Origin of the sequence: Lacticaseibacillus styriensis (assembly GCF_030770295.1) — a bacterium.
Lineage (GTDB): Bacteria > Bacillota > Bacilli > Lactobacillales > Lactobacillaceae > Lacticaseibacillus > Lacticaseibacillus casei.
This window is the reverse complement of the sequence record NZ_CP132483.1, coordinates 2,920,400-2,936,753: the sequence shown is the minus strand read 5'-3', so window position 1 is coordinate 2,936,753 and position 16,354 is coordinate 2,920,400. Positions and strand designations below refer to the sequence as shown.

17 protein-coding genes are annotated in these 16,354 nt (G+C 43.2%); 7 read left to right on the top strand and 10 right to left on the bottom strand.

Annotated features, from left to right (window positions below):
- Positions 1-70: 70 nt before the first annotated feature.
- Positions 71-826: a DeoR/GlpR family DNA-binding transcription regulator gene (locus LACSTY_RS13760; protein WP_049170800.1), complete on the top strand. Its 756-nt coding sequence runs from the start codon at positions 71-73 to the stop codon at positions 824-826.
- Positions 827-946: 120 nt separating this feature from the next.
- Here LACSTY_RS13760 and LACSTY_RS13755 read toward each other — a convergent pair whose 3' ends face one another.
- On the bottom strand, positions 947-3,334 hold the full coding sequence (locus LACSTY_RS13755) for a phosphoketolase family protein (protein ID WP_087913046.1): 2,388 nt from the start codon (positions 3,332-3,334) through the stop codon (positions 947-949).
- A gap of 466 nt (positions 3,335-3,800) precedes the next feature.
- Here LACSTY_RS13755 and LACSTY_RS13750 point away from each other — a divergent pair, with 466 nt between their 5' ends.
- From LACSTY_RS13750 to LACSTY_RS13730, 5 genes are all read left to right on the top strand, one after another.
- Complete coding sequence (locus LACSTY_RS13750; protein ID WP_087913047.1) at positions 3,801-4,280, top strand: PTS sugar transporter subunit IIA; 480 nt, start codon at positions 3,801-3,803, stop codon at positions 4,278-4,280.
- Positions 4,281-4,293: 13 nt separating this feature from the next.
- Positions 4,294-4,605: a PTS sugar transporter subunit IIB gene (locus LACSTY_RS13745; protein ID WP_087913048.1), complete on the top strand. Its 312-nt coding sequence runs from the start codon at positions 4,294-4,296 to the stop codon at positions 4,603-4,605.
- A 52-nt stretch (positions 4,606-4,657) separates the two neighbouring features.
- Entirely contained in the window at positions 4,658-6,100 is a 1,443-nt protein-coding gene (locus tag LACSTY_RS13740; protein ID WP_087913049.1) for a PTS galactitol transporter subunit IIC, read from the top strand.
- Between the two features lie 67 nt (positions 6,101-6,167).
- Positions 6,168-7,238, top strand: a complete 1,071-nt coding sequence (locus LACSTY_RS13735; RefSeq protein WP_087913308.1) for a galactitol-1-phosphate 5-dehydrogenase — start codon at positions 6,168-6,170, stop codon at positions 7,236-7,238.
- 51 nt (positions 7,239-7,289) lie between these two features.
- Positions 7,290-8,018 (top strand): L-ribulose-5-phosphate 4-epimerase, encoded by a 729-nt coding sequence (locus tag LACSTY_RS13730; protein ID WP_049172851.1) that lies wholly within the window; start codon positions 7,290-7,292, stop codon positions 8,016-8,018.
- Positions 8,019-8,231: 213 nt separating this feature from the next.
- Here LACSTY_RS13730 and LACSTY_RS13725 read toward each other — a convergent pair whose 3' ends face one another.
- From LACSTY_RS13725 to LACSTY_RS13685, 9 genes are all read right to left on the bottom strand, one after another.
- Positions 8,232-9,296, bottom strand: a complete 1,065-nt coding sequence (locus tag LACSTY_RS13725) for a zinc-dependent alcohol dehydrogenase (RefSeq protein WP_087913050.1) — start codon at positions 9,294-9,296, stop codon at positions 8,232-8,234.
- 4 nt (positions 9,297-9,300) lie between these two features.
- Positions 9,301-10,119 (bottom strand): class I fructose-bisphosphate aldolase, encoded by an 819-nt coding sequence (locus LACSTY_RS13720; RefSeq protein ID WP_087913051.1) that lies wholly within the window; start codon positions 10,117-10,119, stop codon positions 9,301-9,303.
- 184 nt (positions 10,120-10,303) lie between these two features.
- Entirely contained in the window at positions 10,304-10,885 is a 582-nt protein-coding gene (locus LACSTY_RS13715) for a glycerol-3-phosphate responsive antiterminator (RefSeq protein ID WP_151466865.1), read from the bottom strand.
- A 37-nt stretch (positions 10,886-10,922) separates the two neighbouring features.
- Complete coding sequence (gene rpe / locus LACSTY_RS13710; protein ID WP_087913053.1) at positions 10,923-11,582, bottom strand: ribulose-phosphate 3-epimerase; 660 nt, start codon at positions 11,580-11,582, stop codon at positions 10,923-10,925.
- 31 nt (positions 11,583-11,613) lie between these two features.
- Positions 11,614-12,492 carry a PTS system mannose/fructose/sorbose family transporter subunit IID gene (locus tag LACSTY_RS13705; RefSeq protein WP_049172842.1) on the bottom strand — a complete coding sequence of 293 codons (879 nt, stop codon included), beginning with the start codon at positions 12,490-12,492 and terminating at the stop codon, positions 11,614-11,616.
- On the bottom strand, positions 12,489-13,250 hold the full coding sequence (locus tag LACSTY_RS13700) for a PTS sugar transporter subunit IIC (protein ID WP_049172841.1): 762 nt from the start codon (positions 13,248-13,250) through the stop codon (positions 12,489-12,491). Before LACSTY_RS13700 ends, LACSTY_RS13705 begins: the two co-directional genes overlap by 4 nt.
- Before the next feature lie 18 nt (positions 13,251-13,268).
- Entirely contained in the window at positions 13,269-13,745 is a 477-nt protein-coding gene (locus LACSTY_RS13695; protein ID WP_087913054.1) for a PTS sugar transporter subunit IIB, read from the bottom strand.
- A gap of 12 nt (positions 13,746-13,757) precedes the next feature.
- Positions 13,758-14,189: a PTS sugar transporter subunit IIA gene (locus LACSTY_RS13690; RefSeq protein WP_087913055.1), complete on the bottom strand. Its 432-nt coding sequence runs from the start codon at positions 14,187-14,189 to the stop codon at positions 13,758-13,760.
- A 56-nt stretch (positions 14,190-14,245) separates the two neighbouring features.
- Positions 14,246-15,337, bottom strand: coding sequence for a zinc-binding dehydrogenase (locus LACSTY_RS13685; protein ID WP_087913056.1), 1,092 nt, complete (start codon positions 15,335-15,337; stop codon positions 14,246-14,248).
- A gap of 221 nt (positions 15,338-15,558) precedes the next feature.
- Here LACSTY_RS13685 and LACSTY_RS13680 point away from each other — a divergent pair, with 221 nt between their 5' ends.
- A complete protein-coding gene (locus LACSTY_RS13680; protein WP_087913057.1) occupies positions 15,559-16,320 on the top strand; it encodes a DeoR/GlpR family DNA-binding transcription regulator in 762 nt (253 codons plus the stop codon).
- Positions 16,321-16,354: the final 34 nt, after the last annotated feature.

The window sequence follows — 16,354 nt, the reverse complement described above, 5'->3', positions numbered from 1 at the left end:
GCAAAAAAGATATAATTGGTTTGCAAACTGGTCGTTAATTATTTTAAAGAGGGACTTCGGAGGTAATCGTATGAAAATCGATGAACGCAGGCGTTATATCCTAGACGCCGTTAATCAAAATAAAAATGTGAGAATTTCAGCGTTGAGCAAGAAGATGGCGGTCTCACGGGAAACCATTCGCAAAGATATTTATAACTTGGCGGAGAAGGGGCTCGTTAGCGCGATCAGAGGCGGAGCAGAGGCAGTCGATGATGATCCGACATCACGATTTGATCAGCGGAAAGCGGTCAATCAAGATGCAAAACGTGAAATGGCACAACGAGCTCTGTCGTATATAAAAGATGGCGCCACGATTTTCTTGGACTCTGGAACCAGTTCATATGAATTAGCTGAAGCCCTTAAGCAGGAACCTCGCCATGATTTATCAATCATTACTAGTTCCACCTTTGTAGCGCAGACTTTGCTTGTTATGAAAGGTATCCAAATTGTTTTGCTTGGCGGTGTCGTCCGTGGAGATGAAGGATCGGTATCAGGGCCAATTGCCTTGCAAGCAATTGAGTCGATTTATGCTGACGTTGGCTTCTTTGGCTGTGGAGGGATCGATGAAGTCTCAGGTATTACGAACCGCTACTTGGAAGAATCCCAAACGGCCAAAGCAATGAAACAGCATTGCCGAACAAGCATTGTTTTGGCGGATCATAGTAAATTTGGCGCTAGCTCATTAGTCAGCATGTTTAAGTTAGATGACGTTGATTTTATCATCTCCGACTCTGGCATCAATAAGGATCTAGTTCAGCATATAGGCGTGAAAAACCTTGTAGTTTGAACATTGAGCTTTGAAAATTTGCTTCGACAAAAAAGCTCCTCTGTAGCAGCATTCCGATTTTGAACATTGGAAGATGCTTGCAGAGGAGCTTTTTAAACTATTTCCCAAGGAGGAAGAAACTTACTTCAACGGTTCCCATTGCCATTCTTCGACTTCCGGCAGATCGGTCCCGGCTTCACGAATGAAGTCGTGGTGCTTCTGCAGGAGATCATCCATTTCCTGCATCAGATGAGCGCCTTTTTCCGTGAAGTCCGGCACATCCAGGACAGCTTCCTTGACTAAGTGGAAGCGATCCAAGTCGTTCCTTACCCGCATATCAAATGGGGTCGTGATGTCGCCTTCTTCACGATATCCGTGAACATGCAGGTTGTGGTTATGGCGATCAAAGAAGATATCCTTGATCAGGTCATCATAGCCGTGATAAGCGAAGATGACTGGTTTGTCTTTGGTGAAGTACATATCGAATTCGTCATCGGACAAACCACGCGGATCGTCTTTCTTCAGCTTAAGCAGATCAACGACATTGATGAAGCGAATCTTGAGATCCAGCAAGGCCTTGTGCAGGATGGAGATGGCGGCCAGACTTTCCAGTGTTGGTTCCGAACCGGCTGCCGCAATGACCAGATCCGGCTCAGCGCCTTGGTCGGTGCTGGCCCAATCGATGATGCCGAGGCCTTTTTCAACCAGATCCTTGGCTTCGGTGTCCGTAAACCACTGCGGACGCGGATGCTTGCTGGAAACGATCAGGTTAATCAGTTGCTTGGAGTCAACGGCCTTGTCGAAGACCCGCACCAATGTGTTGGCATCGGCAGGCAAATAAGCACGGATGTACTTGGTCTTCTTTTCCGCCAAGTGGTTGATGACGCCAGGATCCTGATGGGAGTAACCGTTGTGATCCTGCTGGAACGCCGTGGAAGAAGCGATGACGTTCAAAGATGGCACATCAGCACGCCAGTCAGCTTCTTCATGGGCATTGCGTAACCACTTGAAGTGCTGGGTGAGCATGGAATCAACCACGCGCAGGAAGGATTCGTAGCTGGCAAAGAAGCCATAACGGCCGGTCAGGGTATAAGCCTCTAACATACCTTCGTCCATGTGTTCGGAAAGCATTGAATCAATGATTCGGCCATGTGACGCCAACAGGGCATCATATGGCGGGTCGGTTGGTTCCATCCATTGCCGTTTCGTGGCTTCAAAGACTTTATTCAACCGATTGGACAAGGTTTCATCCGGTCCAAAGCCGCGGAAATTCTTGTTCTTATCATTGAGCTTGATCAGGTCACGAATGTAGGCGCCGAGCACCATCATGTCTTGACCTTCGATGGCGCCATGATCCTTGTTATCCAAGGCGTAATCAGATGGGTTTGGCTTCTCCAGATGCTTGGCCAGCTGACCACCATTCGTCACCGGATTCATCGCCATACGTTTGTCACCCTTAGGAATAATCGCCTTAATGTCAGCTTTCAGGGTGCCATCGTCATTAAACAGTTCTTCCGGGTGGTAGGACTTCAACCAGTCGACGAGTTGATCGGCATGTTGCATATCGCCTTGGTCCACCGGAATAGGGATCTGATGCGCACGGAAGGAACCTTCGATCGGTTCGCCGTCCCATTCTTTCGGACCGGTCCAGCCTTTAGGGGCGCGGAAGACCAGCATTGGCCACGCCGGACGACTTTCATCATCGTTGTCCTTAGCGTTCTTCCGAATCGCCTGGATCTCTTCGATGATCTTGTCCATTTCGGCTGCCATAAGCACATGCATCTTGGCCGGATCTTTGCCTTCGACAAAATGCGGATCCCAACCCAAGCCTTTGAAGTAATCTTCCAACTCTTCATGGGATTCACGCGACAAAACGGTTGGGTTGGCAATCTTGAAACCATTCAGGTTCAAGATCGGCAGCACCGTTCCATCGGTTACTGGATTGAGAAACTTATTGACTTGCCAAGAGGTTGCCAACGGACCAGTTTCCGACTCGCCATCACCTACGACAACCGCCGCAATCAAGCCTGGATTGTCCAGCACCGCGCCGGCTCCATGAAGGATAGAGTAACCCAGCTCGCCGCCTTCGTGAATGGAGCCCGGTGTCTTTGGATCGGCATGTGACGCAACGCCGCCAGGGAATGAAAACTGTTTGAAGAGCCGTTGTAAGCCCTGCGCGTTCTGTTCAATCTTTGGATACAGTTCAGAATAACTGCCATCCAAATAGGAGTTAGAGACCATCACTTGGCCGCCATGACCCGGACCTTCAATGTAAAACATGTTCAGATTGTACTTGTTAATGACCCGATTCAAATGGGCGTAAATAAAGTTTTGACCCGAAATCGTTCCCCAGTGGCCGATTGGGTGCACTTTAACATCTGACGCCTGCAATGGCCGCTTTAACAGCGGGTTGTCTTTCAAGTAAAGCTGACCGACCGACAGATAGTTAGCCGCCCGCCAATACTTATCGACTTCAGCCAGATAGTCTTTCGACGAATAGTCGGTGGTTTTTTCAATTGTTTGGTCCATAATTGGCAATCTCCTTTGCAAAATGTTCGCATATTGTTGTCTACAAACCGTATAGTATATCTAAATGTAACCGATTGCAATTGTTAATTCGCTAAAAGGGCAAGATGAGCACAAAAAATCCGTAAAAAATTCGAAGCAGACTTTTTGCCAAGATAAATAATGAGCGAAGTTTAGGATTAAGAACTTGAAGTGCATCTATACTTAAGAAGGAATGCCTATAAATAAAGGGGAGTTAACGATGCATTAGTTTTTATGAACCTTGTTAAGAAATTTGCAATCTCAATAAACACTATATGCCTTAAAATTCTTTGCTAAAAAATTTAATGCAATGTTGTTGCAAACAAAAAGCAAAGGTGATACATTGATGACGTTGAAAGCGTTTCCTTCTTGTTTCTGACGGGGACAGATTTCAGGTAACAAACAAAGCTATAAGCGATTTTCAGGGTGTGTGAAAGGAGAAAGCCAGATGGCCTTAAAATTTGAAGAGGCGTTTATCTACCCAAAGCTAGACGCCAAAAGTTATGAAGATGCGGTTCGTAAAATGTCACAAAATCTCTTAAAGGAAGGTTATGTCACTTCTGAATATCCCGATCAAGTGCTTGCTCGGGAAAAGAATTTTCCGACAGGATTGGTATTGGCAAACATGAATATTGGTATTCCGCACACGGAAGCTGAATATGTCAAGAAAACAGCTGTAGCGGTTGCCACTTTAAGAGAACCAGTTAAAGTCCACAGCATGATTGATCCGGAACAAGAATTACCGGTCAGCATGATGTTTATGATCGCCGTTAGCGATCCTAAAGGACAAGTCACAATCTTGCGCGAATTGATGCGCCTTTTCCAAGATCAAGATTTGATGGAAAAAATTATGTCAGAAGATACAGCATCAGGGATTTATAAGTTATTGAAGCCAAATACCGTTAAGGAGCAAAGCAGCAAATCTTAGGAGGATGGAATTTATGAGCAAACGTATTAATTTATTGGCAGTTTGCGGTTCGGGAACTGTAACGTCATCTATGGTCGCTGGTGAAATCCAAGATGAACTAAGCGATGACGGTTACACAGTCAAGGCAACAGAAGCTCGGCCAACAGAAGCCAAACAGTTAATTGATAGTGGCAAATTTGATTTAGTAGTATATACAAGCCCACTCCCTAAAGCTAACTATGGAGTTCCGGTTATAAATGGGACAGGCTTGTTGACTGGCATTGGTGAGGACGAATTTTGGGAAGAACTTAAAAAGACCGTTGCTGGAATTAGTGCGAAAGCTTAGAGCTCTTTGTTAGTTCTTATACAAAATCATCAATATACGAGGAGATGCCGAAATGCTAACGACAGTAAAGCTCGTCTTTGACACTTTTGGAGCAAACGTCTTTGTTCCGATTATCTTATTCTTCATCGCCTTAATACTAAAAGTTAAGACCCAAAAAGCTTTTCTCTCGGCTTTATATGCCGGTGTTGGGTTGACTGGATTCACTCTATTATTGAATTCATATACACCGATCATTAGTAAAGTCATTAAAAAGATGGTTAGTGACACAGGTGTTAACTTGCCTGTTTTCGATATTGGTTGGCAAGGGGCATCGCTTGTGGCTTACTCCACCCAAGCAGGTATGATCTTTCTGGTTGTGGCATTTATTCTGCAAACAGTTTTGTTCTTAGTTCGTTGGACAGATGTCTTTCAGCCTTCGGATTTATGGAATAACTACTCCTACATGGTTTGGGGTTCGATGTGTTATTACGTCACAAAAAACATGTGGCTTTCGCTACTCTTGATGTGCCTCTTAAATATGTACAGTCTTCTTCTTTCAGACTCCATCGCTCAACGATGGTCAACGTACTATGGCTATCCTAGAACGACCATCATTGCCTTGCATAATTTGGAACCGGCAATTTTTGGCATTTTAATGGATCCTATCTGGAACAAATTGCACATCAACAAAATCAAATTAAGTCCTGAGTACCTTCAAGAAAAGTTGGGATTCTTAGGAGAACCGATTTCGTTGGGATTTTTCTTAGGATTTCTGCTAGGTATCCTGGGGAACTTTAAACATCTCGGCGAATTAGCATCTTGGGGACAAATTACGCAAGTGGCGATTGCTACAAGTGCAATTATGGCTATCTTCCCTAAAATTGCCGGTATTTTTGCTCAAGCTTTTGCACCTCTTTCCCAAGCTGCCAGTCGCTCGATTCGTAAAAGCAATAAAGGCAAAGCGGCAAATCAACCTGAAGGTAAAAAGCCTCGTCTATGGTTCTTGGGTGTCAATGATGCGGTTGGTTTTGGTGAAACAGCCACTCTGATTACAGGAATTTTACTGATTCCTATCATGGTTGTTCTGGCTATCTTGTTACCAGGTAATAAAGTCTTACCGGTTATTGATTTGCTTGCGATCCCATATTGGATTGAAGGTCTGATCGCGTTGTCGAACGGTAACATGGTCAAAACAATGATCAATGCCGTCATCTGGTTCAGCTTAGGGCTTTATATGTGTACCGCAACTGCTCCTTTATTCACACACATTGCAAGTTCAGGAATTGGCGTTGCTATTCCAACAGCTGCATTGATGGTCACAAGCTTTAACATTCTTGGCAAGCCGTTCTTTGGCTTAATCTTCTATGCCTTTTTAAGCCAAAACATTTTTTGGATAGGGTTGACTATCATTCTTTACTTCGTTTTATGGGCAGCGTTCCAAAAGAACAAAGAGAAATTCCGTGCTTATTTGGAACGGGCTGCTGCTAAGAATGCCACTGCGGCAACCGATGATTGATGTTTGGAAAGATTAGAACAAGTTGTTAACGCGGACGAAAGATTTAAAAAAGGTGGGCAATATTCTCATGGTTAATACAATGAAAGCTGCTGTGTTGATTAGTGCTGGTAACGTCGAGTACAAAGATGTCCCGGTTCCGGAAATTTCTGATGACGATTTTCTGATTAAAGTTGCTTATTCAGGCGTTTGCGGTTCAGATCTACCCAGAAGCCAAAAAGAAAATGGAGCTAGACTGTATCCGTTGATTATGGGGCATGAATTTAGCGGTACAGTGGAAAAAATGGGCGCCAACATCGAAGGTTTTAAGGAAGGCGATCATGTTGCCATTGCGCCGTTGCTGCCTAATCCGGATTCGATTTACACCAAAATGGGATTGTATGGGTTCAGCGAACACTACAACTTGATAGGGACAGGTAGCAATGGCGGATTCGCAGAATACGTTAAAGTGCCCAAAGGTCATGTTTTGCATCTGCCTGACTCAGTTGATTTAAAGACAGCAGCTGGCATTGAACCGGCTACGGTTAGTGGATATGGATTAGCTCGCGGGCACATTCAAGCTGGAGATACTGTGGCAATTCTTGGTGCCGGATCAATCGGCCAGTTTGCGATTCAGAATGCAAAACTTTATGGCGCAAGCAACGTCATTGCTGTTGATGTATTTGACGACAAACTTGAATTGGCGAAAAAGCTTGGTGCGGATTATACGATCAACGGAAAGACGCAGGACGTCATTTCAGAAGTTAAAAAGATTACCAAACATGGGGTAGACGTTGCCGTTGACTGTGCAGGTAGCCGATTCACTGAAATTGAAGCCTTGGAAATTACGCGGCGAGACGGCAACGTTGTCTATATCGGTATCTCAGGAGATGATTTGCCGATTCCTAAAGATGTCTTTGAACAATATGTTTTGCGCGGCGGCTTGAATATTCACGGATCATGGATGTCATACACCATGCCATATCCTGGTCGGGCATGGGATATCGTCATTGATGCCATGAGCAAAGGCCGGCTGAACTTTAAATCAATGATTTCACATGAGATTAGTCTAGATCAGCTCGGAGATACCTTGAAGAAAATGTACAACAAAGAAATTGAATTTAACAAGGTAGTCGTAAAGATCAATCAAGATATCGATTAACAAAATCGCTGATGCTGGAAGCGCCACTACTAGGAAGGAAGAGATTTTAAAATGTTAGAATCTTTAAAGAAACAGGTTTACGATGCCAATATGCAGCTACCTAAATTAGGTTTGGTTACTTTTACCTGGGGAAATGTATCTGGAATTGACCGAGAAAAAGGCCTATTCGTTATTAAACCATCGGGTGTTGCCTACGAAGATCTTACGCCAGACGATATGGTGGTGGTTAACCTTCAAGGGGAAGTAGTGGAAGGTGATTTAAACCCTTCTAGTGATACGCCAACCCACACGGTATTGTATAACGAATTTCCAGACATTGGCGGCATTGTTCATACCCATTCACCTTGGGCAGTTGCATTTGCCTCAGCTCATATGGATGTGCCGAATCTAAATACGACGGCTGCCGACACTTTCTATGGTGATGTTCCAGTCTCTGAAGCATTAACTAAACAAGAGATTGAGGAAGCTTACGAAGAAAACACAGGCAAGGTAATTGTTAAGACTTTCAAGGACAGGGGAATTGATCATAACGCCGTTCCTGCAGTCATTGTTAGTCAGCACGGCCCGTTTAGTTGGGGCGCAACACCAGAAAAAGCAGTTTACAACGCAAAAGTTCTCGAGGTAGTTGCCGATATCGATTATCATGCCCTGACGTTAACACATGCGGATGTTCATGTTCCTCAGTATCTGCTGGATAAGCACTATTATCGTAAGCACGGGAAAAATGCATATTACGGGCAGAATAATGCTAAGTCAAAGAGCCATGCCGTAAAACTTTAAGCTCTGCGTTCGTTGTCCGCTTAAAAAATTTTTGGAAAAAGGCTGGAAGTTAGATTCTTATTCAACGATCCGAAGCATTTGAGATATGCGATTGAATCGGTGAAAAACTTGTATTAAAGCTGAAAAATACTCCGCGATCGCAGTTGAGCATTGACTACGATTGCGGGGTATTTCATATCACTATGGTTTTTTGGTTGTCTCTTCGAAATGTATCTATTTGTCATCATGTCGGTTTAACTCAACAATGACACGATAAGTTTCTGGCTTAAGCGCCCATTGCATACCTTTATCGATTTCGGACAAAGGCACGGTACCCGCGATCAATGGCTTTACATCAACACTTCCGTTATTTAGCAACTTCATAGCTTTAAGAAAATCGACAGAATCTGAGTTTGCGCTGCCCATTAACTTTGTCATTCGCCGATGAAGGGTGTGAGGACTAATAGAAATTGGCGTGTCTGGATGAAAAGAGCTGTATAGAATAACTCGCCCATCAATAGCAGCCATTGATACGGCCTGTTCGGCAACTGGCGAAATAGGCAGGGTGTCGAATATAACGTCTGCACCTTTTCCGTTTGTTAATGTATTAATTGCGTTAACTGGGTCCAGATGTTTAGGATTGATTATTTCGTGAAACCCAAGCTGTTTCAAAAATTTTTGCCGATTTCCATCAGGTTCACTGACAATAACACGCGCACCACGCTCTCGTGCAAGCATCGCATGGAATACGCCCATAATGCCTGCACCAATGACCACGACATCATTACCCAATTCAACCTTTGCCGTATCTACGCTATGAACGACACAAGACAACGGCTCGGCAAGTGCCGCTTCTTCGTAGGTTAATTGATCACCAATTTTAAAGAGTTTAGTCACCGGAACGGCTAAGTACTCTGCGAGCCCGCCCATACCGCGAATGTTTAAACCGCCAACATGATTTTCGTAAGAGAACTGGGTGCAACTTCCTTCGTGGCCTGTCCGGCAATTATCGCAGTAGCCGCAAGAAGTCAGCAGGCCAACAACAACCCGGTTTCCGATTTGCCATAAATCGGTGTCAACTTTTTTCCCAACATCAATGATAATTCCTGCTTCTTCATGACCGCCAATAAATGGAAAGTGAACTTTGTTGATACCTGTATAAACTCGTTGTTCCCACGTACAAAGGGCACACGCCTTAATCTCTACGAGGACCTCGTCTTCTTTGATATTAGGTTTATTGATTCTTTCAACATCTAACTGTTCAATATCGTTGAAAATTGCTGCATTCATAGTTGCCATAATTTTAGCCTTCCTTTTTGTTCTTTTTTTCGTAGTTTTTAAATATCTCGAAAGCCGTGTTTGCATCAGCATTGTTATGAACTATTGCATTCAAGCCAGCTACTATTCCAACTGGGCTCTGACTCTGAGTGATATTTCGACCGACAGCTACACCTCGGGCACCGATCTCAATACAATGTTGGACAAACTTGAAGTAAGTTAGTGTGTCAGTCTTTGGACCGCCTAAAGCTAGAACAGGCTGACTGGTACTTCCTGTGATCAGGGCATCTTCTTCAGTACCTGTAAATCGTGTCTTAATAATGTCAGCACCAAGTTCTGCGCTCAGTCGAACGGCAGTTGCAATATAATGTGGATCATTTGACTTTGGGGAAGTAACTGGATAGCCAAACGGCAAAGCTTCTGCAATGACTGGCACTTTCCACTTTGCTGACTGATGCGCCAGTTTGGTCAGCATGTGATTAGAATCAGCTTCTCTTTTTGAGGCACCAGGAAATGTCATACAGACGACTCCTGATGCGCCGAGTTTAAGCGCATCTTTAATATCGAAAAAGAGTTGTGTGTTAGGCACTGATGAATCGTAAATTTCAGTATTTGCATCCACACGAAGTACAGTTGTTACCTTAGACAGTTCATGTTCATAAGTCTTAGCTTGACCGTACGTGACTAAGGCAGTATCTAAACCGGCATCAACTAATTGGTCAATTTGTAAACTCGTGTCGTCAATACCTGATGTGGTCATTGAAAAAGCAAAGCCATCTAACGCAGCAACAACTGCTCTGCCATCTGCTGCGAATATTTGATTCATTCTCCTAAATTTGCTCATAATCGTTTTCCTTATCCTTTCATTACAAAAACGCCCAAAAACTCCTGAAACAGGAATTCTTGAGCGTCTCCTTACGTTGCTCTATGCAGATCTTTAGTTTTAACTATCGATGGTACATGGTTTCATCAATCGCATCAACAGGTCTTTGTTAGTCAGCTTTTTCTGCCGCTGATGATGCTCGTGGTTACCACAAATCTTTCTGGCTAGTTGCAATAAGTTGATAGCCTGACGAAAACGCTAATTTAACTTGGTTACGAGTTTCTAACAAGCCACTTGCGATTAACGGCTTGTGTGTAACCATTTGTTTAATGCGTTTAACTTCAGCAATCGCACCAACGGCTGGCAAAACTTGAACAGCATCATAACTGTCAGAATTTTTTAAAAAATCGTGTGCCTTTGCCAAAGAAAGTGAATCAATTAAAGGAAGCCGATAGATCGTTGTCATTCCCCAATGTTTTCCTTGACTAAGTGCTCGAACATTAGCACTTAAAATACCATCTAATTTATACAAGTTTTTCAGCAAATGCATGCCGATATCATCCGATTTAAAGCCGCCTAAGATATCGATATGCGCCACTGCCTGTTTTTGATTTTCATGGATAGCATGGACAAATTCTCTCAAATTTCCAATCGAAACCCCAGATAGTAAAATAACCTTTGAGGGCACGCGCAATGCATAGTTGAGATCACGACCATTTATCAACGATGGAATGACCATTGATGTGTCAAAAATAACAAAATCACCTCCATGTACGTCATACGGCAAAGTCCCTTGATAAGTTTTTGTTATCCCAAGCCACTGTTTACTGACCGACGGCTGCTAACAATTTATTGACTTGTGATATTGGATCACTAGCGTCAAAGACGTAGGAACCAGCAACGAAAATATTAGCACCGGCTGCCGCACAATCCTTAATGGTTATATCGTTAATACCCCCATCTACTTCAATGTTAAATTTCAAACCTAAATTATCTCGTAACTCAGCCAATTCTTGAACCTTATTGACCATTTGAGGAATAAACTTTTGCCCGCCGAATCCGGGGTTAACAGTCATAATTAGTACTTGGTCCACAAGTGGCAACACTTCCCTTGCAGCGTCAACCGGTGTTCCTGGATTCAAAACCAGTCCGGCTTTTGCTCCAAAATTCTTAATTTCCTGAAGAACACGATATATATGCACTGATGCTTCTAAATGCACCATGATGACGTCGCCACCAGCCTTTGCAAATTCTGGTGCAAACTTATCGGGATTGTCAATCATCAAATGGCAATCAAGCTTTAATGATGTTGATTTGTGGAGATCTGCAATCATCTTTGAACCGAAAGTAATGTTGGGAACAAAGTGACCGTCCATTACGTCAACATGAAGCATATGAATGCCAGAATCTTTAACTTTATTGATATCCTGCATTAAATTTGAAAAGTTAGCACTTAATATTGAAGGCGCAATTTCAATTGACATTTTCTTTTCCCCCGAATAATTCTGGTTAATCCTAAATAATCCAGAATAAACCGCCAACGACACCGATTCCGACAAGTATTAATAATACCGTAGTGGGTTTGAACTTTTTTCGCAAAAGATAGTAGGTGAGTAGGGTGACAGCCATAGGGAGTAAACCGAGAACCAGTTTATCAAGTATCCCGGTTTGAACCTTCATAACGGTTTTACCCAAGTGCAATTTCGCCGGAGTGGAGATCTTAACGAAGGTTGCTGACAGTGCACCAATGACAATGGGTCCTAATGTTTGCGCATAAGTCATCACTGTCGGTAATAATGATCCCTGTAAGATCTTCGCTATTCCTTCTTTACCTAAGTTATAGCCTTGCATCCAAGCAAGATACCCGATGGACCAGATAATCGCTAAGTGCAAAACAGCAAAAAGAACAGGTCCCATTAAAATATTTCCTTTTGCCGCAAAACTAATAGTAAATGACAGCAAAATTGGAATTAAAGTACCTTGCCATAGAGTATCACCTATCCCAGCCAAAGGGCCCATCAAACCAGTTTTCAGTCCGTTGATGGTTTCATCAGTAATCGGTGCACCATTAGCTTTTTGCTCTTCCATCGCAATGGTAACGCCAAGAATGGAGCCGCCAAAGTGTGGTTCGGTGTTGAAGAATTGCATGTGTCGTAATAAAGCGGCTTTCATTTCTGCTTCATCATCGCCGTATAATTTCTTAAAGATAGGTGAAAGGGCATGAATCACCCCAGTAGCTTGTAAACGTTCGTAGTTGTAATTGGCGTGTGAGAAGAATGTCCACCGCCAAAAAGCCTTAACCACGTCACGCTTGCTTAATCTTTTTGCATTAGGCTTTTTTTCCGAGGGGAGTTCTTTTTCTTCGAGTTGTTCTTTTTTGTCTTCTTCACTCATGCTTGTTCACCTCGTTTCAGGAATAACTGGGTGTAAATATAGGCTATGATTGCTGCAAAGATAGCGATTGGCAAAATTGCGAGTTTTGAGTAAACGGCAACCATGAATCCCAGAAGAAAGAACACAATAGTTCCTTTGCTGCTCATTGCATGCAAGTTCATCGCGATCCCTAGAGCAGGTAAAATACCACCGATAACTGTTAATACATGCAATGGTGTACCAGCTAATCCACCAATAACCTGCTTGACCGGTCCTGCACCGAAATATGCTGCCAGCATAGCGGGAATGACGGAAAAAAGAAACATAGTTATCTGGGGCGGCCATACATGCAAGAAATCAATTCGTTTCAAATTTCCTTCTTCTGCTGCCTTGTCTGCCATGTGAACAAAAGTAATATCCACCGTCATATGAAGAACCCATATCATGGTCCCAACAAGGCTGATGGGTACGGCTAGTGTAATTGCGACTGATGGGGAAACGTTGGATGCCATGCCAAGGGCGGTACCCAACGTACCAGCTAATGCCGTATCCATAGGGACAGCACCACCGGCACCAATCCAAGCTAGAAAAGGCAGCTGAATAGCGGCACCGTAGATTGTTCCTTTAACCGGATCGCCCAGAATCAAGCCAACTAAAGCTCCGTTTACCAAGGGACGCATGATAGTGTGAGTGCCTGCTAGGGAAACCCAAGGCGTCCCCATCTGACCAAGGTAGTAAACAACCCCAATCAGGAATGCTTGCCAGAGATGAATTGTCATATCTCTATTCCTCCATTTTTACTTCAACAAGTTTTTAACATCAGTTGCTCCATCGCTGGGTACAATTTGAATTTTGACGTCAATGCCTGCATCAATTAGCTTTTGCATAATAGCTTTTTCGTCGTCTGAAGCGGAAATATTTTTAAAAAACTTTTTTCTTTGAGGATTTGCACCCATACCGCCAATAACAACTTTGTCAATTTTGACGCCTGCATTTACCAAATCAAGGAAAGCTTTGGGAGTTTTTGCTAGTAAAAGTAGCTTATCGTTACCGTGTTCCCCCTTTAGGAAATCTGGCCCTTCGGCAACGCTTAAGACATCTAACTTGATTCCTTGAGGTACTGACATGGACATAATGCTTTTTAGAAAATCATCCTTTGCTGTGGCATCATCGATAATGACAATGTGATTACCCTCCGTATACTGCAACCAAGCAGTCATGACCTGGCCGTGAATTAAGCGATCATCAACACGTGCTAATACGATCTGTGACATGATAATTCCCCCTTAATGTTTTGTTTGCGAAGTGTGTGCATTTAGTTCATCCCAAAAGTTTTTGATACCAACTTTAGCGGTTTCAAATGCAGCATTCGTGATCTGTTCAATATTTTGCCCCATCATTCGTGCATTGATTGCTTCAATAATCATCGGCAAATTGACCCCTGTGATCAGCTGGATTTTGACATTCTTGATTCTACTTGCGCAAAGTGCTGCTTGATTGTACGGACTAGCGGCAAAAAGATCAGTGAACACAATGACACCGTCACCTTCATCTTCTTGTCGGATTAATTTTTCCAACTTCAATCCAAATTCAGAGACATCATTGCCTTCGAACAAACCAATTTCGCCAATGTTCTCTTGTTCTCCAATAATTAACTTCACTGCGTCCAAAAACCCTGACGCTAACTTCCCGTGAGTTGCAATGACAAAACCTACCATACTTTCAACTTCCTTCTTTCATAGAATCATCACCGTTCATAGTTGACTTACAGCAGTTACCATTCAAATTTCAGAACGGCTTTGTACCAAGCCTTACTTGCAACAATTTCCTCAAATGCTTTATTTAAATCGGACGCGTTTTTGATAATCATTTCTTTTTGAGGCAAGAGTTTACGAAGCGTGTCTTGATATGCTTGACTTTGACTCATAGCTTTAACGACTTCTTCAAAGTCAGGTGTTGTCGAACGGCTAGTTCCATAGAACGTCAAACCCTTTTCCAAAATATCTCGGGTATCAATTGGAACCAAATCTTCGCTAACACCCATTAAGACAAACTTACCTGTTCGCTTGATGACTTTAATGCCTTCGTTAATAGCACTTGAGCTAAAGTTTCCGCCCGTTGCTTCGAAGATCACATCGAATTGTTCACCAGCGTGGTCGAAATCATAATCTGTAACCAATTCTTTGTTAGCAAAGTCAAATTCATTCAGTCGGTCGGGAATTGCACCGAACACAGTCAGGTGTTCTTTATCAATGCCGCGAATATAATGCAAAACGGCCGCCGCCATGTAGCCAACAGGTCCATCACCAAATAATGCAACGCGGCAGTTTGGTTTTGATAATGCTTCTGCAACATGACTAGTTGCGTGATACCCCACAGTGCTGACCTCAGTTAGAATTGCAATTTCATCTGGAATGTTGTCTGGGAGAGGGACAACCGCACGATCCGGCTGCACTAAGTCACTTTGCGCAATTCCGTCATAACCACTGCTTAAAAAGACTGAGTCGACACTGTAATTATCAGGGATTGGATCTTTCTTTGTTTCCCCTCGTAACATATAACCAGGAACATTCGGGACGATTACAACTCGCTGCCCTTTTTGGAATTTGTTGCTCATTGTTTCTTTGATTGTCCCAATGCCCTCGTGCAACAAAGCCATAGGTAACTTTTTAGCCAATGCCTCTGGGCGTCTTTTACCAGCAAAGTAACGATCATCCGCATGGCAAACGCTTGCCATTAGTGGCTGAATATTGACAAATCCAGGCTTTAGTTCGTGCTTTAACATAACCTCTTCAATATCTCCAGGCTTCAATAACCTGTAAGACTTTGACGTAATTTCCTTGCTTCTAACTGCATTGTTTAACATGATATAAGCCTCCATCTTTTTGCAACCGTTTTCAAGAAGGACTATAGCACGAGGTTTTGTACTTTGCAACATTTTGCTATTTGTATATTTGCCATAATTTGCAAATTGATGGCGCGATGCCTTGATTTATCAAGTATCGAACGAGGTTTAGGAATGTTAATATTGCCTTATACTTTGGGGCGTGCTTAGACAAGTTAAATCAACATTTGGAGGCGATCTTGGTGAATTATATTGAACGGCAGCAAAGTATTTTAAAACAATTGAACAGTAACGGAAGCGTGCGTATCTCTGAGTTAGCGAAAGACTTATCTGTTTCGCGCGAAACGCTTAGGAAAGATATCGCCGAGTTAGGGAACCAAGGGAAACTACAAGTGATCCGCGGCGGGGCTGTGCTGAATAAACCCGTGAATGAAACGATTTATGACCAAAGACGCAAAGAGAACTTCCAAGAAAAACTCTCGATCGCGCGGAACGCTGTCAAACTCATTTCTGAGGGTGATTCTGTATTCTTGGGTAATGGCACAACTGCCGCACTGGTGGCTCAGGAAATCAAGGAGCACGAATTTAAGAATGTTGTGGTTATCACTACGTCAATTAATGTCCTTCTGGAACTACGATATGCAGAGTCGGTTCAGTTGGTTTTGCTCGGCGGAGGGCTTCGTCGTATTGAAGGTTCACTGTCTGGCCCCTTGACGCTTGCCAATATCGACAGTGTCTTCTGCGACATTGGCTTTTTTGGTTCTGGTGGTGTAAGCATCAGTCGTGGCGTGACAAATCATTATTTTTCTGAAATTGAGGTGGACAAAAAGATGATGCAGCATTGCCATAAAAAGGTGTTGCTGGCAGATCATTCGAAGTTCACTAAGATGAATCCCTTTAGAACAGCTTCGATAAGTGATTACGACGTCATTTTGTCTGACAAAGGTCTCAACACTGAGACTATCTCGGCAATGGAAAAACACGGTGTAAAGGTCATTGTTTAAGAATGTTAATGGCGGTGTCCTTATCGTCATTCTT